The 19,710-nt window shown below is 67.3% G+C and carries 16 protein-coding genes; 8 read left to right on the forward strand and 8 right to left on the reverse strand.

From position 1 onward, the window contains the following. Window positions 1-61 precede the first annotated feature (61 nt). On the forward strand, window positions 62-976 hold the full coding sequence (locus BTN82_RS16855; protein ID WP_075120259.1) for a LysR family transcriptional regulator: 915 nt from the start codon (window positions 62-64) through the stop codon (window positions 974-976). Window positions 977-1,068: 92 nt separating this feature from the next. Continuing rightward, the gene (locus BTN82_RS16860; protein WP_075120260.1) at window positions 1,069-1,902 is read left to right on the forward strand and encodes an enoyl-CoA hydratase-related protein; all 834 of its coding nucleotides are present in this window, start codon (window positions 1,069-1,071) and stop codon (window positions 1,900-1,902) included. Between the two features lie 221 nt (window positions 1,903-2,123). Here BTN82_RS16860 and BTN82_RS16865 read toward each other — a convergent pair whose 3' ends face one another. Then, the gene (locus tag BTN82_RS16865; RefSeq protein ID WP_075120261.1) at window positions 2,124-2,744 is read right to left on the reverse strand and encodes a TetR/AcrR family transcriptional regulator; all 621 of its coding nucleotides are present in this window, start codon (window positions 2,742-2,744) and stop codon (window positions 2,124-2,126) included. A gap of 191 nt (window positions 2,745-2,935) precedes the next feature. Here BTN82_RS16865 and BTN82_RS16870 point away from each other — a divergent pair, with 191 nt between their 5' ends. From BTN82_RS16870 to BTN82_RS16885, 4 genes are all read left to right on the forward strand, one after another. Beyond that, the gene (locus BTN82_RS16870) at window positions 2,936-4,375 is read left to right on the forward strand and encodes an MFS transporter (RefSeq protein ID WP_075120376.1); all 1,440 of its coding nucleotides are present in this window, start codon (window positions 2,936-2,938) and stop codon (window positions 4,373-4,375) included. Window positions 4,376-4,420: 45 nt separating this feature from the next. Next, window positions 4,421-5,794 carry a glycoside hydrolase family 1 protein gene (locus BTN82_RS16875; protein ID WP_075120262.1) on the forward strand — a complete coding sequence of 458 codons (1,374 nt, stop codon included), beginning with the start codon at window positions 4,421-4,423 and terminating at the stop codon, window positions 5,792-5,794. Window positions 5,795-5,995: 201 nt separating this feature from the next. Next, complete coding sequence (locus BTN82_RS16880; protein WP_075120263.1) at window positions 5,996-7,960, forward strand: DUF1302 domain-containing protein; 1,965 nt, start codon at window positions 5,996-5,998, stop codon at window positions 7,958-7,960. Between the two features lie 63 nt (window positions 7,961-8,023). Then, window positions 8,024-9,391 (forward strand): DUF1329 domain-containing protein, encoded by a 1,368-nt coding sequence (locus tag BTN82_RS16885; protein WP_075120264.1) that lies wholly within the window; start codon window positions 8,024-8,026, stop codon window positions 9,389-9,391. Window positions 9,392-9,481: 90 nt separating this feature from the next. Here BTN82_RS16885 and BTN82_RS16890 read toward each other — a convergent pair whose 3' ends face one another. The 3 genes from BTN82_RS16890 to BTN82_RS16900 all read right to left on the reverse strand — a co-directional run bounded on the left by BTN82_RS16890 (window position 9,482) and on the right by BTN82_RS16900 (window position 14,181). Then, window positions 9,482-9,697: a DUF3079 domain-containing protein gene (locus tag BTN82_RS16890; RefSeq protein WP_075120377.1), complete on the reverse strand. Its 216-nt coding sequence runs from the start codon at window positions 9,695-9,697 to the stop codon at window positions 9,482-9,484. A 98-nt stretch (window positions 9,698-9,795) separates the two neighbouring features. After that, entirely contained in the window at window positions 9,796-12,972 is a 3,177-nt protein-coding gene (locus tag BTN82_RS16895; protein WP_075120265.1) for an efflux RND transporter permease subunit, read from the reverse strand. A 12-nt stretch (window positions 12,973-12,984) separates the two neighbouring features. Then, on the reverse strand, window positions 12,985-14,181 hold the full coding sequence (locus BTN82_RS16900) for an efflux RND transporter periplasmic adaptor subunit (RefSeq protein ID WP_075120266.1): 1,197 nt from the start codon (window positions 14,179-14,181) through the stop codon (window positions 12,985-12,987). A gap of 97 nt (window positions 14,182-14,278) precedes the next feature. On the opposite strand from BTN82_RS16900, the gene soxR reads away from it, so the two are divergent. Then, entirely contained in the window at window positions 14,279-14,764 is a 486-nt protein-coding gene (soxR, locus tag BTN82_RS16905) for a redox-sensitive transcriptional activator SoxR (RefSeq protein ID WP_075120267.1), read from the forward strand. 39 nt (window positions 14,765-14,803) lie between these two features. Here the strand turns inward: soxR and BTN82_RS16910 are convergent, their stop codons facing one another. From BTN82_RS16910 to fepB, 3 genes are read right to left on the reverse strand one after another with little or no spacing between them, the layout of a single operon-like run. Next, a complete protein-coding gene (locus BTN82_RS16910; protein WP_075120268.1) occupies window positions 14,804-15,835 on the reverse strand; it encodes a FecCD family ABC transporter permease in 1,032 nt (343 codons plus the stop codon). Next, the gene (locus tag BTN82_RS16915; protein ID WP_075120269.1) at window positions 15,832-16,884 is read right to left on the reverse strand and encodes a FecCD family ABC transporter permease; all 1,053 of its coding nucleotides are present in this window, start codon (window positions 16,882-16,884) and stop codon (window positions 15,832-15,834) included. Before BTN82_RS16915 ends, BTN82_RS16910 begins: the two co-directional genes overlap by 4 nt. Window positions 16,885-16,887: 3 nt before the next feature. Further along, the gene (fepB, locus tag BTN82_RS16920) at window positions 16,888-17,781 is read right to left on the reverse strand and encodes a Fe2+-enterobactin ABC transporter substrate-binding protein (RefSeq protein WP_075120270.1); all 894 of its coding nucleotides are present in this window, start codon (window positions 17,779-17,781) and stop codon (window positions 16,888-16,890) included. A 160-nt stretch (window positions 17,782-17,941) separates the two neighbouring features. On the opposite strand from fepB, the gene BTN82_RS16925 reads away from it, so the two are divergent. After that, entirely contained in the window at window positions 17,942-18,745 is an 804-nt protein-coding gene (locus BTN82_RS16925; RefSeq protein ID WP_075120271.1) for an ABC transporter ATP-binding protein, read from the forward strand. A gap of 29 nt (window positions 18,746-18,774) precedes the next feature. On the opposite strand, the gene BTN82_RS16930 is transcribed toward BTN82_RS16925, so the two are convergent. Further along, window positions 18,775-19,560, reverse strand: a complete 786-nt coding sequence (locus tag BTN82_RS16930) for an IclR family transcriptional regulator (RefSeq protein WP_148169585.1) — start codon at window positions 19,558-19,560, stop codon at window positions 18,775-18,777. Window positions 19,561-19,710: the final 150 nt, after the last annotated feature.

Below are 19,710 nucleotides of genomic sequence, written 5' to 3' on the forward strand. Positions count from 1 at the left end.
GAAGCTCGTAGTTTTAAGAGAATCCGCCTTTCCTCGACAAGACTATTAAGTATTTCTAACGATGAACCGACGCGATCCATTGGCCGGGCTGCACGTCTTCATGGCGGTGGTCGAGGCCGGCAACTTCACCCGCGCCGCGGCCGTGCTGGGCGTGACCCCGGCCGCCGTGAGCCTGGCCATCAACCAGCTGGAAAGCGAACTGCAAGCCAAGCTGTTCAACCGCACGACCCGCGGCGTCAGCCTGACGCAAATCGGCCAAGGGTTTCACGAGGGCAGCGAAGCCGGCTATCGCAGCCTCCTGCAAGCCAGGGAGGCGTTGGGAGAAACCCGCGGCGAACCCTCGGGGCACCTGCGCATCAGTGCCTTGCACATGGCCAAGCATCTGATCGGCGCCCCGCTGCTCGAGGATTTTTTCCAGCGCTACCCCGGGATCACCCTGGAAATACGCTACGACGATCAGTTGGTGGACATCGTCAAGGAGCAGCTCGACGCCGGCATCCGCCTCGCCGACGCGCTGCATCCGGGCATGCACGCGGTGCAGATCACCCCGCCGCTGCAGTGCCTCCTGGTGGCCAGCCCGCACTACCTGGCGCGCCACCCGGCGCCGCGCAGCCTCGACGAATTGCGCCAGCATGCCTGTATCCGCTTTCGTTTCCCCAGCAACGGCCAGTTGCACAAATGGCCACTGCACGACGGCCGGCACGAGGTGAAGCTGGATGTGCCCGGGCGCTTCATCAGCACCGACACCCAGGCGGTCATCGAGGCCGCCCGTGCCGGTGTCGGCATCGCCCATGTATTCATCCGCGAGCGCGTCGCCGCCGACCTCGACAGCGGCCAACTGGTGGAAGTGCTGCCTGGCAGTTGCCAGCCGTTGCCGGCCATGTGGCTGTACTATGCCAATCGCCGGCACGTGCCGCCCAAGCTGCGCGCGCTGATCGAGGTGCTGCGGGACTGGAAGCAGCCGCTACCGCGCTGAGCGGCGTCTACACTCGCACCGTGCGCCTTGCCTGCGCCGCGAGCCGGGCCTGGCGCCGACAATCCCTCGACCCCCTCAAGAGGCGCGGCGGCATGGCATTCAGCGAAATCGACTACGAGACCCAGGGTCCGATCAGGATCATCCGCTTCAACCGGCCGGATAAGCGCAATTGCATCGGCCCCACCACCCACCTGGAATTGATCGAGGCCTGGGGCCGCTTTCGCGACGATCCGCAGGCCCTGGTGGCGATTCTCACCGGCGCCGGCGACAAAGCGTTTTGCGCCGGCGGCGACCTTGAGGCCGCGTTCGACCTGGTGCCCTCCGACCCGGACGAGATCGCCGCGCACAATCGCGGCGAGCGCCCCGGCATCATCGGCCCGAGCCGCTGGACGGACATCTACAAACCGGTGATCGCCGCGGTGAACGGCGTGGCCTACGCCGGCGGCCTGGAATGGGCCTGTTTCGCCGACCTGCGCATCGCCGAGGAACACGCCTCCTTCGGCGTCACCTGCCGCCGCTGGAACATCGGCCTGGCCGACGGCGGCACCCAGCGCCTGCCGCGCATCGTCGGCATGGGCCGGGCGCTGGAGCTGATCCTCACGGGCAAGGTCATTTCCGCTAGCGAGGCACTGGCGATCGGCCTGGCCAACGAAGTCGTCGCCAAGGGCCGCTCGCTGGAGCGGGCGCTGGAACTGGCGCGCCAGCTCTGCGCCCTGCCCCAGCCGGCCATGCGCTCGGACAAGGAAGCCGCCCTGCGCGGCTACGGCCAGCCCCTGGCCGAGGGGCTGCGCATCGAAGCCGAATGCTTCAACCGCTCGATCCATCAACCGGAAACCCTCGAAGGCCTGCGCCGCTTCCGCGAACGCGACCACCCGGACCGCCGCTCCGATGCGCCGGCCCAGACGCCAGGGTTGGTCAGGGATTGAGGCCGGATGACTGAAAAGAGCGCCGCACCTCCAGGCGGCGCTTGACGACGTATCGCCCGCCGACCAGCAGACTGACGACATCGGGACCGACCCAATCACCGCCCAGGGACCTGGTGGTGGGTCGCCTGGACAACGGCCTGCCGCGCAGCAACCTGTACCACGAGTTGCTGCCCATTGGCGCAACAGCACAACGGCGAAATCCCGCTCCCCGCCACCTCGCCTCAATCGCGAAAAATGAACCTCACCACCGCCTCGGCATGGGCCTCTATCGCTGCGCTCGTCAGCACGTCCCGGTCATGGGAAAACTGCAGTTCCGCGGTGACCAGGTAAGGCATCTGCGCGATGGCCACGACCATGTACAGCAACATCACCGGGTCCATGCCGGCCAGCCCCTTGGGCAGGCTGGCCCCTTCGATGAGCTTGAGGGTCCGGGCATGGTTGGGCCGGATGAACTTGTCGGATACCCACTTCAGCCGATCCGACGCGATGATCGACTCCTGCACCATCAGCCGGGCGTGTTCGGGATGTCGCGCGCAGTAGCGCACATAGCTGGCGATATAGCGTTTCAGTGACTCCACCGGTGCCTGCTCGGCGCTGATATCGGGCGCTGGAATTTCCTGCTCCAGGCGCTCGAAAAGGTAGGCGGCACTCTCGCGCCAGAGCTCCTCCTTGCTGCCGAAGTGATAACGGATCATCGCGTGGTTGACACCCACCCGGTCTGCGATATCGCGCAGGCTCACCGCCGCGAAACCGCGGGTGGAGAACAGGTCCAGCGCGGTCTGCAGGATCTCGGTCCGGGTCTGCTCGCTGCGTTCTTGCTTGGCTACTCGTGGCGTACTCATGCGTCAGCGTCTGGCGACCCCGTGATGTGGAAAAACCCAGTCTGGCGTAGGTGCTCGGGCATTGACAACCGATTCCTGCAAGGTAATTATCCGATTGGATAATTTTCATCGCCAGCCGGATCGCACTTCAAGGATTCCGTGGCCAAGCATCGACACGCGACAAAAACAAAAATAATAAGTGGGGGTTGCAGATGGTGCATATCACGCCGATCAAGGCACAGCGCAAGATGTCTCTGGGGCGCAAGATCTCCCTCGGCGCGGGGGATTTCGGGGTCAATCTCTATTGGCAGATCGCCTCGTTGTTCCTGCTGTTCTTCTACACCGAAGTGCTCGGGCTCTCGGCCTCGGCCGCGGGCCTGGTGTACATGAGCGCGCTGATCTGGGACGCGGCGGTCGACCCGCTGATCGGCGCCATGGCCGACCGTACCCGAACCCGCTTCGGGCGGTTTCGCCCCTACCTCATCCTGGGCGCGGTGCCGCTGGCCATTGCCTTTGTCCTGGTCTTCGCGCTGCCTCGCGGGCCGGCCACGCAGTTGCTGGCGCTGACGATTGTCAGCCACTTCGCCTTCCGTACCCTGTTCGCCCTGGTGTCGGTGCCCTACGCCTCGCTCTACGCCCGCGTCACCCAGGACAGCGAGGAACGGGCGACCATGGCCGGTATCCGCATGGTCTTCGCGATTCTCGCGGCCATGGTGGTATCGGCAACGACCTTGCCGGCGACCCGCTACTTCGGCGGCGATAGCCACGCCTGGGCGCTGGTCACCGCGCTCTTCGCCGCCGTCGCGTCCATCGCGCTATGGACCGCGGCGCTGGCCGCGGGCAACGACGACGCCCCGGATGCCGTCGGCGAGCCGGCGCAAGACCGTCCGGGCCTCGGCGCCCTGCTCGCGTCCCTGGCGAGCAACCGCCCGTTGCTGCTGGTGCTGGGCATCACCTTGATGAACTCCTGCGCCAGCACCTTCTTCTCGAAGAACCTGCTCTATTACTTCAAATACGTGCGCAACGATCCGGACTTCGGCGGCACCGCCCTGGCCCTGATGGCCGCCCTGGCCGCCTTGTCCGCTCCGGCCTGGGCCCATGTCGCGCGTACGCGCGGCAAACGCCCGGCCCTGCTGGCGGGCACCGCGTGCTACTGCCTGGGTTTCATCTTCTGGTATCTGTTCAACGCCTGCGGGTACGCCGTGCTCCTGGCGATCCTGGCCCTTATCGCGATCGGTGCCAGCGCCACCGCCGTGTGCTTCTGGGCGATGGTTCCGGACACCGTGGAATATGGCCAATGGCGCTCTGGCCTGCGTACTGAGTCGCTGATCATCGGCACGGTGATTTTCGTCCAGAAGGCCGCCCTGGGCATTGCCGCCGGCACCCTCGGCCTGGCCCTGGGCGCCATAGGTTTCGTTCCCAACAGCCCCCAGTCGGCGCAAACCACGCACCTGCTGCTGGCCACCATGTCATGGGTGCCGCTGTCGGGCAGCATCGGCGTGTTCCTGATCGGTTGCGCCTACCCCATCGGCCCGGCCCTGCACCGCCGCCTGCTCGCGGTCCTGGCCCGACGTGAGCGTCGGACCAGGACCGCGCCACGCGCTCTTCCACCCGCATCGCAGGAGAACTGCGCAGCCTTTGCACGCCCCTAAAACGACGCCAGCCCCCATAAAAACAACCCAGAAAGGAAGACCGGCATGACAGCGATCCACGACCCTTCACATCCCCCCGCCATCGACGGCGGCGCGACAGCCCGCTTCAGCCCAGATTTCGTCTGGGGCGTCGCGGCCTCCGCGGCGCAGACCGAAAGCCGGCGCGGCCGCGGCCCGAGCAACTGGGACGCCTTCTGCGATGCCCGCGGCGCCGTGCTGGACGGTTCGACCAACGCACTCTGCACCGGGTTCGAGGAACACTATCCGGCGGACCTGGCCTTGCTGGCCGGGGCCGGCGTGCAAGCCTTCCGGTTCTCCATTGCCTGGCCACGCATCCAGCCCAGCGCTGCGGACTCAGTGAGCGCCGCCGGCCTGGATTACTATGATCGGCTGGTCGACAGCATGCTCGCCAAAGGCATCACCCCCTGGCCGACCCTGTTCCATTGGGACGTGCCGACCTGGGCCGGGGACTTTCGCGACCGCGACATCTGCCAGCGCCTGGCGGACTACGCCGCGATCGTCGCCGAGCGCCTGGGCGACCGCATCAGCCAATGGATTGTCCTGAACGAACCCAACAGCGTCGCCCTGCGCGGCTACGCGGCGCAGATTCATGCCCCGGCCCTGAACAGCGCCGACGCCGCCTACGCCGCGATCCATCATCAGAACCTGGCCCAGGGCCTGGCCTTCCAGGCCCTGCGCGCGACGCTGCCCGGCACTCACCGCATCGGCACCACGGTGAACCTGCAACCCGTGCGCGCCGAGGGCGGACACGCGGAAAACCAGGCCGCCGCGCAACGGGTGGACATGCTGTGGAACCGAGCCTTCGTCGACCCACTGTACGGCAAGGGCTACCCACAGCCGGTGGCCGAGCTGGTCGCCCCGTTCGTCGTCGACGGCGACATGCCAGTGATCGCCGCCCAGCCGGACTTTCTCGGCATGAACTACTACAGCCGCATCTATATCAAGCAGGCCGCCAACCACATGTTCGGCCTCGCCCAGGGCCAGCCGCCGCATGATGCGCCAGCCACCGACTATTTCCACGTAGAGCCCGACGGCCTCACCGAGATGCTCGTGCGCCTGCACCATGACTACGGCGCCCCCGAGCTGTACGTGACCGAGACCGGCTTCGCCATGCCCGACCCGCCACCCCGCGACGGCGTGGTGGACGACGCCGGGCGGATCGCCCACCTGGCCAGCTACCTCAAGGCCGCGCAGGCGGCTCACGCCCAGGGAGTACGCCTCAAGGGGCTGTTCTACTGGTCGGCGACCGACAACTGGGAATGGGGCCAGGGTTTTGCCAAGCGCTTCGGCCTGATCCATGTCGACAGGACCAGCCTGGCCCGCACGCCGAAACGCAGCCTGGGCTACTTCGCCCGTTGCATCGAACACAACGCCGCCCTCGACGCGCCCACCGGCTGAGGCCACGCCGCGTCCGCATCGCCAGCACAGGGTCAACTTGCGCCACCGATTGTCCGGGACATCCGCTCCCGTCAGTCCCCTGCTGCCCGCGATCGGGTGCCGCCGACGTTCGACACATCGCAGTTCTGTAAGCCGGATCGACAACAACCGGGCCGCGCGGGCGGCCCCATAACAATGATCAGACCTTAGAGTGCTTTCGCCATGGATATCATCCGCCGCTCTCTCCCCCTCCAACCGCCGGCGCGCGCCGGCCTGGCCCTGGCCGGCCTGTTGCCGCTGTGTATCGCAGCCCCGGCCCAGGCCGTGGAATTCAGTTTCGCCGACCAGCAGGTCACCGGTTCCCTGGACACCACGGTTTCCTACGGCACCTTGTGGCGCGTGCAAGGCCGGGACAAAAGCAACGACGACCTCAACGGCAACGACGGCAACCGCAACTTCAATACCGGGCTGGTTTCCGAGGTCTACAAGGTCACCTCCGACCTCGGCGCGACCTATCGGAACTATGGCTTGTTCCTGCGCGGCTCGACCTTTTACGACACCCAGGTCATGGACAAGCGCAACGACTACTACGACAACGACAACCCGGCCCAGCCGAGCCAGTCCTACCCGCGCGATGACCGCTTCACCCGGGACACACGCAACGTGGCCGGCCACCGCGCGGAGATTCTCGACGCCTACCTGTACGGCAACTGGGAGATCGCCGGCAAGCCCTTGACCGCCCGGCTCGGGCGCCAGGTCTTCAACTGGGGTGAAGGCCTGTTCTACCGGGGCGGGGTCAACACCAGCAACCCGGTCGACGCCGCGGCCTTCCACCTGCCGGGTTCGGAGGTCAAGGAGGTGTTGATGCCCCTTGAAGCGTTCAGTTTCACCACGGGCCTGACCGAGAACCTGTCACTGGATGCCTTCTACCAGTGGAACTGGAAAGAAACCCGGATCGACCCGGTGGGCACCTATTTTTCGGGCACCGACCTGTTCGCCGATGGCGGCAACACCGCCTATGCCTCGGTCAAATCCCTGGCCAGCCCGGCGTTCCAGGGGCTCTATCGGCAACTGGCCGCCGCCCACGTCGGCGGCCTGCAGGGCACCGACTACCTGGACAGCAACGGCGTCATCAAGGTGGCCCGGGTCGACAAGGACATCAACGCCCGCAACGACGGGCAGTTCGGTGTCGCCTTGCGCTACATGGCCGAGTCGCTCAACTCCACCGAATTCGGTTTCTATTTCGTCAATTACCACGCCAAGGAGCCGAGCCTGGCCTCGCACCTGGAGGCGTCCTATGCCGGCGTCGACCTCGATCAACTGGCGGCGCTCGGCGGCTTTGCCAGCTACAGCGAATTGACCGCGGCCGCCGGGCGCGGCAACCCGGCGGCCGCGCAAACCCTGGGCCTGGTCAATGGCGCCACGGTGGTCGACCTGACCAACCAGTTGGTGGCCCAGCGCGAATACCCGGAAGACATCCGCATGCTCGGGGTGAGCTTCAACACCAACCTGGGCAATGCCACGGTGTTCGGCGAGCTGGCCTACCGGCCGAACCTGCCGATCAGCATCGCCGCCACCGACGACCTGCTGGGCGACCTGATGAACCAGGCCCCGAGGATCAGCAGCGGGCAGAGCGCGAAGATCGGCAACCAGCAGATCACCCTGGGCAGCGGTGTGCACAACTACGAACGGGTCCAGGCCTTCAACACCTCCATCGGCGCCCTCTACAACTTCGGCCCGGCGCTGTTCTTCGACGCGCTCACCGGGGTCGCGGAAGTCGCCTCCGACCATGTGCGCGGCAGCAGCCTGAAGTACACCGCCTACGATGGCAGCGTGCGCTATTACGCCAGCGGCGCGAACAAGGGGTATGCCTCCGGTTTCGGCCGCGACAGCCAGATCGACCGCGACGCCTATGGCTATACCCTGCAACTGGCCGGCACCTGGAACGACGTGTACGCCGGCGTCAACCTCTCGCCCTACGTGGTCTACAAGGAAGACTTCAAGGGCAACTCCTCCTCGGCCGGCAACTTCATCGAAGGCCGCAAGGCCCACACCCTGGGCCTCAAGGCGTCCTACCGCAGCAGCCTGGAAGCCGAACTGCAATACACCTCGTTCTACGGCGCGGGGCAGAACAACGCCTCGCGCGATCGCGACAACCTGGGTTTCAACGTCAAGTACTCCTTTTAACCACCGGCCCGCCCTCGGCCGCACGCCGAGGCCCGGGCAACTATCCACCACGGAGAAATCATCATGCGCACTCTGCGACCCCTGATCGGCCTCACCGTCGCCCTGGCATTGGGCAACACGGGCGCCCTGGCCGCGGTCACCGCCGAACAGGCAGCCCGGCTGCACGCCGACCTGACACCCCTGGGCGCGGAAAAGGCCGGCAACGCCGCCGGCACCATTCCGTCCTGGACCGGCGGCATCACTCAGGCGCCGGCCGGTTACCAGTCAGGCCGGCACCGCAGCGACCCGTTCGCCGCCGACAAGCCGCTGTTCACCATTACCAAGGCCAACCTGGAGCAATACAAGGCCAACCTCACACCGGGCGAAATCGCCTTGTTCAACACCTACCCGGACAGTTTCCAGATGCCGGTCTACCCGAGCCGGCGTTCGGGCTCGGCGCCGCAATGGGTGTATGACAACACCTTGAAGAACGCCACCAGCGCCAAGCTGGCCCAAGGCGGCTACGGCTTCGTCGACGCCTTCGGCGGCATTCCGTTCGCCCTGCCGCAGAGCGGCCTCGAAGCCCTGTGGAACCACATCGCCCGCTACCGCGGCAGCTACCTGACCCACCGTTCGTCGGAGGCCGCGGTGCAGCGCGACGGCAGCTTCACTCCAGTGACCACCCAGTACGACGTGCTGTTCAGGTACTACCAGCAAGGAGGGAATTTCAGCGCCTTGAACAACACCCTGTTCTACTACCAGACCGTGGTCAAAGCGCCGGCGCGCCTGGCCGGCACCGCCTCGCTGGTGCGCGAGACCCTGGACCAGGTCAAGGAGCCCCGCCAGGCCTGGAGCTACAACCCGGGCCAGCGCCGCGTGCGCCGCGCCCCCCTGTTTGCCTACGACACGCCAGGCTCGACCACCGATGGCCTGCGCACGATCGACGACCAGGACATGTTCAACGGCGCTCCGGATCGCTTCGACTGGACCCTGGTCGGCAAAAAGGAAATCTACATCCCCTACAACAACTACCGGATCTCCAGCCCCGAGGTGAAGTACAAGGAACTGATCGGCCCCGGCCACATCACGCCCCGCTACACCCGCTACGAACTGCACCGGGTGTGGGTGGTGGAAGGCAAGCTCAAGCCTGGCGCGCGGCACCTCTACTCGCGACGCACCCTCTACCTCGACGAGGACAGCTGGAGCGCCGCGGCCACCGAGCAATATGACAGCCGTGGCGAGCTGTGGCGGGTGTCCATGGCCTACCTGACCAATACCTACGAGTTGCCTGCCATCGGCAGCGCCCTCGATGTCTTCCACGACCTGCAATCGCGGCGCTACATGGTGCAATGGCTGGACAACGAAGAAGCGGGCACCGCCGACTTCAGCCAGCCGGCGCCGGACGAGGAGTATTTCAGCCCCGCCAGCCTGCGGGCCCGCGGCGTGCGCTGACGTCCCGGGCAACCCGGCGCGGCGCATCGGCCTGCCGCGCCGCTGCCGGGTTTCCATCCCCGTCGAGGCCTGCGCCACTGGCGCGGGTGCTCAACCCTGCCCCTCCTCCACCGCCTTGTCCGAGGCAATCGGCGGCTCGATCCCCCAGTCACCATGCGCATACCAATCCTCGCCCAGCATCTCGGCCGGGTGCATGGTGCGGTCGGCGCCGTTGCCGCAGGCCAGGGCGTCGGCCGCGCAGTAGCGGTCGCAGCCCCAACAGATACGGTCGGGGTGCCTGGGGTTGATGGGAAAGGGCTTGGCCATGGCGTTCCCCGAAGCGGCGATGAAGGTGCCTTGCACCCTACACCGCCCCTCGGGAATGGCCCTTGACCGGGGTCAAGAAGCGCCAGCAGCGCGCCTCGTCAGTCGCCCGCAGCGGCGCCGTGGGCTGGCGCTGGCGCCTTGGCCGCCGGCTGGAAGCGCGTCGCCAGTTTGCGCAAGGCGACGTAGAACACCGGGGTCAGGAACAGGCCGAACAGGGTCACCCCGAGCATCCCCGAGAACACCGCGACCCCGGTGGCGCGGCGGATCTCGCTGCCGGCGCCGGTGCCGACCAGCAGCGGCACGGAGCCGGCGATAAACGCCACCGAGGTCATGACGATCGGCCGCAGGCGCAAGCGGCAGGCCTCCAGCGCCGCCTCGACGATGCCCTTGCCCTGGAGCTCCAGTTCCCGGGCGAACTCGACGATCAGGATCGCGTTCTTGCACGCCAGGCCCATCAGCACCACCAGCCCGACCTGGACGAACACGTTGTTGTCGCCGCCGCTGAGCCACACCCCGCTCAAGGCCGCGAGCATGCACACCGGGACGATAAGGATCACCGCCAGCGGCAGGGTCCAGCTTTCGTACAGCGCGGCGAGCACCAGGAACACCAGCATCACCGCCAACGGGAACACCACCGCCGCCGCATGGCTCTGGCTGACTTGCTGGTAGCTCAGGTCGGTCCATTCCAGGGTGATGCCGCGGGGCAAGACTCGGGCGGCGATGTCTTCCAGCTTGGCGATCACCTGGCCCGAGGACAGCTGCTTGGGATCGGAGTCGCCGATCAGGTCCGCGGCCGGGTAGCCGTTGTAGCGCACCACCGGGTCGGGACCGTAGCTGGGCGTGACGCTGATCATCGCGCCCAGCGGCACCATCTCGCCCTGGTCGTTGCGCACCCGCAGGCTGGCGATGTCCTCGGCGGTCTGGCGGTAGGCGCTGTCGGCCTGGGCCATGACCCGGTAGACCCGGCCGAACAGGTTGAAGTCATTGACGTAGACCGAGCCCAGGTAGGTCTGCAAGGTGTTGAACACGTCGCTCAGCGATACTCCCTGGGCCTTGACCTTGACCCGGTCCACCTGCACTTCCAGCTGCGGAATGTTGGCCTGGTAGGAACTGACCGGGTAACTCATGCCCGGGGTCTGCGCCACCGCCGCCTGGAAGGCACTCAAGGCATTCTGCAAGGCACCGTAGCCGAGGCCCGCGCGGTCTTCCAGGTACAGCGAATACCCCGAGCCGTTGCCCAGCCCCTGGATCGGCGGCGGCAACAGCGCATAGGCAAAACCTTCGCTGACCCGCGACAACTTGGCGTTGAGCTCAGCGTTGATCGCCACCGCGCCGCGCTCGCGCTGGTCGAACGGCTTGAGGATCACGTAGGCGGCCATGACATTCGGCGTGTTCACCGCCTGCAAGGCATTCAGGCCACTGAAGGCCGGCACCATGTCCACCCCTTCCACCGAGCGCGCGGCCTCGATCAGCTCGCGGGTCACCGCGTCGGTGCGCGCCAGCGACGCGCCTTCGGGCAGCTTGGCGCCGGCGAACAGGTAGAGCTTGTCCTGGGTCGGAATGAACCCGCCCGGCACCAGGTTGAACATCCAGGCCGTGCCGACCAGCAGCAAGGCGTAGATGAAAAACACCCCGCCGCGCCGCTTCAGGCTGTAGGCCACCAGGCCGTGGTAGCCGTCCGAACGGCGCTTGAACACTCGGTTGAAGGCCTGGAAGAACCGCCCGAACAGCCGCTGGATGCCGCGCTCCAACCAGTCCTGCGGCGCACCGTGGGGGCGGAACAGCTTGGCCGCCAGGGCCGGCGACAGGGTCAGGGAGTTGATCGCCGAAATCACCGTGGAAATCGCGATGGTCACCGCGAACTGTTTATAGAACTGGCCGGTGACCCCGGAGAGGAAGGTCATCGGGATAAACACCGCGCACAGCACCAGGGCGATGGCGATGATCGGCCCGGACACCTCCTTCATCGCCCGGTGCGCCGCCTCTCGCGGCTGCAAGCCCTGCTCGATGAAACGCTCGACGTTTTCCACCACCACGATGGCGTCGTCGACCACGATGCCGATGGCCAGCACCAGGCCGAACAGGGTCAGGGTGTTGATCGAGTAGCCCAAGAGGTACAGCCAGGCGAAGGTGCCGATCACCGATACCGGTACGGCGATCAGCGGGATGATCGAGGCGCGCCAGGTCTGCAGGAACAGGATCACCACCAGCACCACCAGCACCACGGCCTCCATCAGCGTGTGCTGCACCGCGCTGATGGATTCGCGGACGAACACCGTCGGGTCCCACACGGCCTTGTAGGCCACGCCTTCGGGGAAATTGCGCGACAGCTCGTCGAGCTTGCCGTAGACCGCGTCGGCGACCTGCAAGGCGTTGGCCCCCGGCGAGAGGAAGATCCCCACCGTGGCCTGGTTGCGGTCGTCGAGGCGCGCGCGCAGGGTGTAGTCGCCCGCGCCGAGCTCGACCCGCGCCACGTCCGACAGCCGTACCAACTGCCCGTCGGCGCCGCTCTTGAGGACAATCGCGGCAAACTCCTGCTCGCTGCGCAAGCGCCCGCGCACGTTGATCGACACCAGGAAGTCGGCGCCCTGGGGCGACGGCTCGGCGCCCAACTGCCCGGCCGACACCTGCACGTTCTGTTCGCGAATCGCGTTCACCACATCGGCCGCGGTCAGCCCGCGCGCCGACAGGCTGTTGGGGTCGAGCCAGATGCGCATCGCATAGTCGCCCGAGCCGTAGACCCCGACATCACCGATACCGGGCAACCGCGACAGCTCGTCCTTGACGTGCAAGGTCAGGTAGTTGCGCAGGTACAGGGTGTCGTAGCGGTTGTCCGGGGACAGCAGGCTGACGTACATCAGCGGCGTCGGTGACTGCTTCTGCGTGGTCACGCCGTACTGCCGGACCTCTTCGGGCAGCCGCGACAGCGCCTGGCTGACGCGGTTCTGCACGCGCACCGCGGCGGTGTCCGGATCGACCCCGGGGACGAAGGTGATGCTCAGCGCCAGGCTGCCGTCGGAACCGGCGACCGACTTCATGTACATGATCCCTTCGACGCCGTTGATCGCCTCTTCCAGGGGCACGGCCACCGACTCGGCGATTTCCTTGGGGTTGGCCCCCGGGTAGTTGGCGCGCACCACCACGCTGGTCGGCACCACCTCGGGGTATTCCCCCGATGGCAGCACCGGAATGGCGATCAGCCCGAGGGCGAAAATGATGATCGACAGCACGATGGCGAAGATCGGGCGGTCGATGAAGAACTTCGAGAAATCCATGGCCGTTCTCCGTTACTGCGCCAACGGCGGTTGGGGAATGGCGGCCGAGGCCTGGCGCGCAGGCGCGGCGCTCTCCTTGGGCTCCACCGGCATGCCCGAGAAGAAAATCTTCTGCGCTCCGTTCACCACCACCCGGTCGCCGGCAGCCAGCCCCGCGCTGATCACCCGCAGGCCGTCGAGCTGCCGGCCGAGGCTGACGTCCTTGCGCAGGGCCTGGTTGTGCTCGCCGATCACGTACACGTATTTGCGGTCCTGGTCGGTCTGCACCGCGCGGTCGTCGAGCAGCACCGCGCGGGTCTCGCTGGCGCCCTCCAGACGCACCCGGGCGAACAGCCCGGCGGTCAGCTTGCGCTCCGGGTTGGGCAGCACCGCGCGCACGCGGATGGTGCCGGTGGCCGGGTCGACCTGGTTGTCGAGAAAGTCCACGGTGCCGGTCAGGGGGAAAGTGCCGGTGTCGTTGGCCAGGCCGACGCGCACGGTGTTGGTCACGCCCGGGCGCTGGCCGGCGCCCGTCTGCTCGATGTAACGCAGCAGGCTCTGTTCGTCGGCGTCGAAATACACGTACATCGGGTCCTGGGAAACGATCCGCGTCAGCACGCTCTGGTCGGCCTGGGCCAGGTTGCCGAGGGTCAGCATGGCGCGGCCGACCCGCCCGGAGAACGGCGCGCGGACCTGGGTGAAGTCGAGGTTGAGCTGCGCGGTGGCGACGTCGGCCACGGCGGCGTTCACATCCGCCACGCCCTGGGCCAGGGTCGCGCTGCGAATGTCGCCCTCCTCCCGCGACAGCGCCGACTGCTTGACCAGCGCCTGGCCGCGGCGGTCCTGCTCGGTGGCCAGGCGCACCGCCGCGCGGGCCCGCGCCAGCCGCGCCTGGGCACTGGCCAGCGCCTCGCGGTAAGGCCGCGGGTCGATGACGAACAGGGTCTGGCCCTTCTGTACCTCGTCGCCCTCGCGAAAGGCGATGCGCTCGACATAACCGCTGACTCGCGGACGCAGGTCCACCGCATCCACCGCACTGATGCGGCCGTTGAACAGGTCCCACTCGCGCACCGCCTGCACGCTCACGGTCGTCACCTCGACCTGGGGCGGCGCGGCGGCGACCGGCTCGCTCTTTTCGCTGCAACCGGCCACCGCCAGCAGCAGGCCCAGGGCGCCCAGTCGGGGAATGGAAGAACAACCTCGACCGAACACTCGGCGAATTCGATTCATGAACAAGGACTCCCGCTGCACACAGAGGTGTTGATTTATTGGCAGGCGGAATATAAAAGTTAAAGCTAACTTTAAGTAAAGCCCCTTCGGAGGCGTCATGAACAAACCCGGCGAATCGCTCCTGACCATCACCGAAGTGGCGCGGCGCAGCGGCGTCATGGCCTCGGCGCTGCGTTTCTACGAGACCCGCGGGCTGATCCACTCGATCCGCGCCGGCAGCGGCCACCGGCGCTACCCGCGCTCGGTGCTGCGACGGATCGCCTACGTGGTGTTCGCCCAGCGCATCGGTTTTTCCCTGGACGAAATCATCCAGCAACTGACCGGCCTGTCCCTCAACAGCGCACCGGCGGGCGAGGACTGGCGGCGCCTGACCGCCACCTGGAAAACCCGGGTGCAGCAACGCATCGCCGAACTCGAACGGCTGAACATGAGCCTGGACGAATGCATCGGTTGCGGCTGCATGTCGCTGGAACACTGCAAGCTCAACAATCCCGAAGACATCTACTCGCGCAACGGCTGCGGCGCCCGGCGCTGGCTGGGGGACCAGAAGATCGTGATTCCCGGCGTGCCGCAGGCCGATTGAGCACGGCGCGATTCGCCGGTGGGCCGCGCGCGGCCAGAGTCAGACGCGCTTGCTGCGAGCCAGCAACCACAGCAGGTAACAACCGCCCAACAGCCCGGTCACCAGGCCGATCGGCAAATTGGCATTGATCGGCAGGCGCTGGCCGAGCAGGTCGGCGGCCAGCAGCAACACCGCGCCCATCAGCGCTCCCGACACCAGCGGCACCTCAGGAGACAAGGTCAGGCGTCGGGCCAATTGCGGCCCGGCCAGGGCGATAAAGGCAATCGGCCCCGCCGCCGCGGTCGCGATCGCGGTCAGGCCCACCGCGGCCAGCACCATGACCAGGCGAGTGCGTTCCACCGCCACCCCGAGCTGGCTGGCGGTGGCGTCGCCCATCTCCAGCAGATCGACGCGCCGGCTGTGATAGAGCGCCACAGGCACGATAAGCGACAACCCCAGGGCCGCCGGTAACACGTGGGACCAGGTGCGGGTATTGAGCGAACCGGCGAGCCAGAGCTGGGCGAACATGGCCTGGTCGAGGTTGCCGGTCACCAGCAGCACACTGTTCAGCCCGGCCAGGCTGGCGCCCACACCGATGCCCACCAGCACCAGGCGGTAGCCGCCGCTGGTCCGTCCTTTCATGGCCAGCACGAACACCAGCAAGGCCGTGCCCAGGCCCGAGGCGACCGCCGCCAGCGAGGTCGCGAGCGGGCCGGCGTCGAACAGCATGATCTGCACGATCGCGCCGCTGGCGGCCCCGGTGGTGAAACCGATGACATCCGGCGAGCCCAGCGCGTTGCGCGAAATCGACTGGAAGATCGCCCCGGCCATGCCCAGCGCGCTGCCGACCAGGAGCGCCGTGAGCACCCGCGGCAGGCGTACCCGAAAGACGATGCGTTGCGCAGTGGGGTCCTGGCCGTGGCCCAGCAGGTTGGCCAGCACCTCCCCCGGCCCCAAGGCCAGGGTACCGGTGCCCAGCAACAACGCCCCCAGCAGCAAGCCGAGCAGGCCCAGCACGCCGCAGACGATGACCGCGCGCGCGCGGCAGCGGATCGACCAGGGCCCCAGGCGCAAGACCATGAAATCGCTCATAAGCGGCTCAAGCGCAGGTGCCTGACCAGGGCGATGAAACACGGGCCGCCCAGCAGCAAGGCGACGATGCCGGCGGCGATTTCCGTCGGCGCGGCCACCACCCGGCCCAGCACATCGGCGCCGAGCAACAGCGCCGCGGCCAGGAGCGCCGAGTAAGGCAACAGCCAGCGATAGTCCGGGCCGACCAGCAGCCGCGCGATATGCGGCGCCACCAGGCCGACGAAACCGATCGGCCCGGCCGCGGCGGTGGCCGCTCCTGCCAGCAGCATCACCGCCAGGCAGGCGAGCAGCCAGGTCAGGCGCACATTCACCCCCAGCGCCCGGCCGAGGTCCTGGCCCAACGCCAGGGCATTGAGATTGGCGGCAATCGAAAAGGCCCCGAGCAGCCCCGCGCCGACCGCCACCGCCAGCACCCCGAGGGCGGCGAAGCCGCTGCCGGCCAGGGAGCCCGCGGCCCAGTGGCGAAATTTGTCGAAGACTTCCGGCGGTGCGTTGAGGACGATGATGCCCGTCAGCGACGCCAGCATCACCGACAGGCCGGCCCCGGCCAGGACCAGGCGGACCGGGTTGGTGCCGGTCTCGTGGGCCTGGCCGAGCATGAACACGGCAACCCCGGCCAGCCCCGCGCCGGCGAAGGCGAACCAGACGTACTGGAGCATATTCACCAGGTCGAACGCCGCCGCCCCGACGATCACCGCCAGCGCCGCGCCGGCATTGATCCCCAGCAGCCCCGGTTCGGCCAGGGGGTTGCGGGTGACCGCCTGCATGACCGCGCCGGCCACCCCCAGGGCGAGTCCGGCCAGCAAGCCGATCAGGGTCCGCGGAAGACGCAGTTCGCGAACGATCAGGTGCTCATCGTTGTGCAGGTCCATGGCTTGCAGGGCGTCCAGGGTCGCGGCCAGGGGAATGGGCCGCGAACCGACGGCCAGGCTGAGCAGGGCCATGAGCGCGAGCAGCAGCGTGCCGGCCAGCAGCCCCCAGGCGCGACGGCGTGGACGCGATACCCGGGTTGGTCCGGCGCTGGCGAGAGAATGGGCGGGCAGGCGCATGGTTCAGCGAAAGTACCCGGCCACGGTGTCGATCATCTGCTGCCCGGAGTAATAGTCGATGCGAAACGAACTCGGCCCAAGGGCATAGACCCGCTTGTTGCGCACCGCGGGCAGATTGGCCAGCACCGGATCGGCGAGAAACGCCTGTACGTCGCTGTCGCCGGCGCCCAACAGGAACACGCTGTCGCCGGCGATGGCCGCGGGCAGGTTCTCCCGGGAGATGAACTGAAAATCTGAAGCCCGCGTCACCTGGGCGTCCAGCGCCTGCGGCAACGGCGCCACGCTAAACCCCAGGGCCGCGAGCAGGCGGGCCTGCGGGCTGCCGAGCCGGCCGATCGAGTAACTCCCGGCGATGTTGTAGCCGACAATGCTCACCGGCTCCCGCGGCGGCGTGAGGCGGGCCGCCGCTTGCGCGGCGTAGGCGTCGAAGCGCTGGATCGCCGCCTGCGCCTGCCGCTCGAGCCCGGTGCGTTGCCCCAGCTCGGTGGCGATGTCCTGCCAGCGCTGGTTGGAATAGTCGACCACCAGGGTGTCGATCCCTTGTGCCTCGAGTTCGGCCCGGTGCGCGGCGACGCTGTCGGCGCCGGTGGCGGAGGCGATCACCAGGTCCGGATCGCTGGCGATCACCGCTTCGATATCGAAACGCAGGTTGGAGTACAGCACCGCGACGCCCCGCTCGTCCGCCACCTGCGCCCATTGCGAGAAAAAGCCCTTGGTATCGGTCAGGCGGCTGGGCGTGGTCGCCGCGCTGGCCAGCAGCGGCGCGTCCATGGCCAGCAGGATGCCGGTCACGCTGGGGGTGGTGGAAACGATACGCGTTGGCTGCGCCAGCGCCGGATGGCCCGCCAGCACCAGGGCGGCGGCCAGCGACAGAGCGGAAAAACGTCGGGTGGTCATCGGGGGATCGTTCGCGATTAATGGGTGGAAAGCAGGAAAAGGCGCAAGCTTTGACTGCCGACTATATGATAATGATTATCATACATATCATTCCATATTGTAGAATCGATTCTGAAATTGCAAGATTCCCCTCTTCCCCGCCTGCCAGGAGCCGCCCTCGATGACCCACCGCCTGTCCGCGGATGCCGTAACCTTGCGCCGCGATACGCGCACCATTTCGCAGAATCTTTCCCTCGCCGTGCCGGACGGCTCGTTCACCGTTATCGTCGGCCCCAACGCCTGCGGCAAGTCCACCCTGCTGGCGGCATTGTCCCGGCTACTGGCGCCGACCAAGGGCCGGGTCCTGCTCGACGGCAAGGACATCCGGACGCTGCCGGCCAAGGAAGTGGCGCGGCGCCTGGGCCTGCTGCCGCAAAGCGCGATTGCCCCGGACGGCATTACCGTGGCCGACCTGGTGGCCCGCGGGCGCTACCCGCACCAGTCGTTCCTGATGCAGTGGTCACCGGCCGACGAGCAGGCGGTGGCTCGCGCCATGCAAGCGACCCGGGTCGCCGAGCTGGCCGGACGCCTGCTCGACGAGCTTTCCGGCGGCCAGCGGCAACGGGTCTGGATCGCCATGGCGCTGGCCCAGGAAACGCCGATCCTGCTGCTGGACGAACCGACCACCTACCTGGACATCGTCCACCAGATCGAGCTGCTCGAACTGCTGGCCGAACTCAACCGCCAGGGGCGCACCATCGTCGCGGTACTGCACGATCTCAACCAGGCCTGCCGCTATGCCTCCCACCTGATCGCCCTGCGCGAGGGCACGATCGTCGCCCAGGGCAAACCCGCGGCGATCTTCACCGAGCAATTGGTCGAACAGGTGTTCGGGCTGGCCTCGATCATCATCGCCGACCCGGTCAGCGGCACACCGCTGGTGGTGCCCAGGGGGCTGCCCGGATCGGTCTGGCCCCCGCGATAGCGCTCGGCGCCGGGCGCTGACTCAGGGACTCAGGAGCGCAACGGCCGCTGGCTGGCGTCGATGATCCGACCGCCCGTGGCCTGGTTGACCAGATCAGCGGCGCGGAACAAGGCATCCCGATCCTCGGGCGATTGCAACTGCCCCAGGTCGGTGACCGTGGTCATGGCGCAGACGATTTCCTGCTGGGCGTCGAACACCGGCGCTGCCTGCCCCGTCACGTTCGACAACAGATGGCTGGTCAGTTCGGCCCAGCACCGCTGGCGCACCTCGTCGAGTATCGCGCTGCTCGGCGGGCTGCCGCGAAAATGCGCCGGTTGCTGCTTGCGCGCGGCATCGATGGTGGCCTTGGGCAGGAACGCCTGGAACACCAGGCCGCACGCGGTGTTGTCGATGGGCAGGATATCGCCGAGCGCCAGCGGGTTGATCGAGAAGTAGGCGCTGCGGTACCAGCGCACCAGGGTCGGCCCCCGGTCCGTCCAGATCGCTACCCCGCCGCTGGCGGCATGCCCATGGGCCAGCGACTTCATGTGCTGCGCCGCGATCTCCACCGCGTCGATGCGTTTCAAGGCGCCGATGCCAATGCTCAGCGCGGCCGGCCCCAGGTCGTACAGGCCGCTGACCGGGTCCTGCTTGGCCAGCCCTTCCTTGACCAGGCTTTGCAGGTAGCGATGGGCGGTCGAGCCGCCCGTTCCGGTACGCCGGGCGACCTCGCCGAGCGCCAGCTCGCCCTCGGCATTGGCCAGGACATTCAGAAAACGCGCCGCGATCGAAACCGATTGAATGGTGCCGGAGCGCTTTTCGCGTGGTTCATCCAGCGCATCGTCCGACGGGGGCGGCAAATTCTTCAAAAGCTCAGTCTCCTCACCAGTGTCTGGCCGCCGCGGTTCCACGGGCGGCGCCCCTGCCCGGCGACAGCGCCAGGCGCCGCTCATGATACCGATTCCCCCTGCGCCAGGAATGATTTT

This window comes from Pseudomonas chlororaphis, assembly GCF_001921865.1.
Taxonomy (GTDB): domain Bacteria; phylum Pseudomonadota; class Gammaproteobacteria; order Pseudomonadales; family Pseudomonadaceae; genus Aquipseudomonas; species Aquipseudomonas chlororaphis_D.

Excerpts from the sequence above, each read along its gene's own strand:
- BTN82_RS16890 (WP_075120377.1), bottom strand. The coding sequence starts at position 9,697 with ATGGCCAAGCCCTTTCCCATCAACCCCAGGCACCCCGACCGTATCTGT.
- BTN82_RS16865 (WP_075120261.1), bottom strand. The coding sequence starts at position 2,744 with ATGAGTACGCCACGAGTAGCCAAGCAAGAACGCAGCGAGCAGACCCGG.
- BTN82_RS16875 (WP_075120262.1), top strand. The coding sequence starts at position 4,421 with ATGACAGCGATCCACGACCCTTCACATCCCCCCGCCATCGACGGCGGC.
- soxR (WP_075120267.1), top strand. The coding sequence starts at position 14,279 with ATGAACAAACCCGGCGAATCGCTCCTGACCATCACCGAAGTGGCGCGG.
- BTN82_RS16885 (WP_075120264.1), top strand. The coding sequence starts at position 8,024 with ATGCGCACTCTGCGACCCCTGATCGGCCTCACCGTCGCCCTGGCATTG.
- BTN82_RS16915 (WP_075120269.1), bottom strand. The coding sequence starts at position 16,884 with ATGCGCCTGCCCGCCCATTCTCTCGCCAGCGCCGGACCAACCCGGGTA.
- BTN82_RS16880 (WP_075120263.1), top strand. The coding sequence starts at position 5,996 with ATGGATATCATCCGCCGCTCTCTCCCCCTCCAACCGCCGGCGCGCGCC.
- BTN82_RS16855 (WP_075120259.1), top strand. The coding sequence starts at position 62 with ATGAACCGACGCGATCCATTGGCCGGGCTGCACGTCTTCATGGCGGTG.
- BTN82_RS16900 (WP_075120266.1), bottom strand. The coding sequence starts at position 14,181 with ATGAATCGAATTCGCCGAGTGTTCGGTCGAGGTTGTTCTTCCATTCCC.
- BTN82_RS16860 (WP_075120260.1), top strand. The coding sequence starts at position 1,069 with ATGGCATTCAGCGAAATCGACTACGAGACCCAGGGTCCGATCAGGATC.
- BTN82_RS16925 (WP_075120271.1), top strand. The coding sequence starts at position 17,942 with ATGACCCACCGCCTGTCCGCGGATGCCGTAACCTTGCGCCGCGATACG.
- fepB (WP_075120270.1), bottom strand. The coding sequence starts at position 17,781 with ATGACCACCCGACGTTTTTCCGCTCTGTCGCTGGCCGCCGCCCTGGTG.
- BTN82_RS16870 (WP_075120376.1), top strand. The coding sequence starts at position 2,936 with ATGGTGCATATCACGCCGATCAAGGCACAGCGCAAGATGTCTCTGGGG.
- BTN82_RS16910 (WP_075120268.1), bottom strand. The coding sequence starts at position 15,835 with ATGAGCGATTTCATGGTCTTGCGCCTGGGGCCCTGGTCGATCCGCTGC.
- BTN82_RS16895 (WP_075120265.1), bottom strand. The coding sequence starts at position 12,972 with ATGGATTTCTCGAAGTTCTTCATCGACCGCCCGATCTTCGCCATCGTG.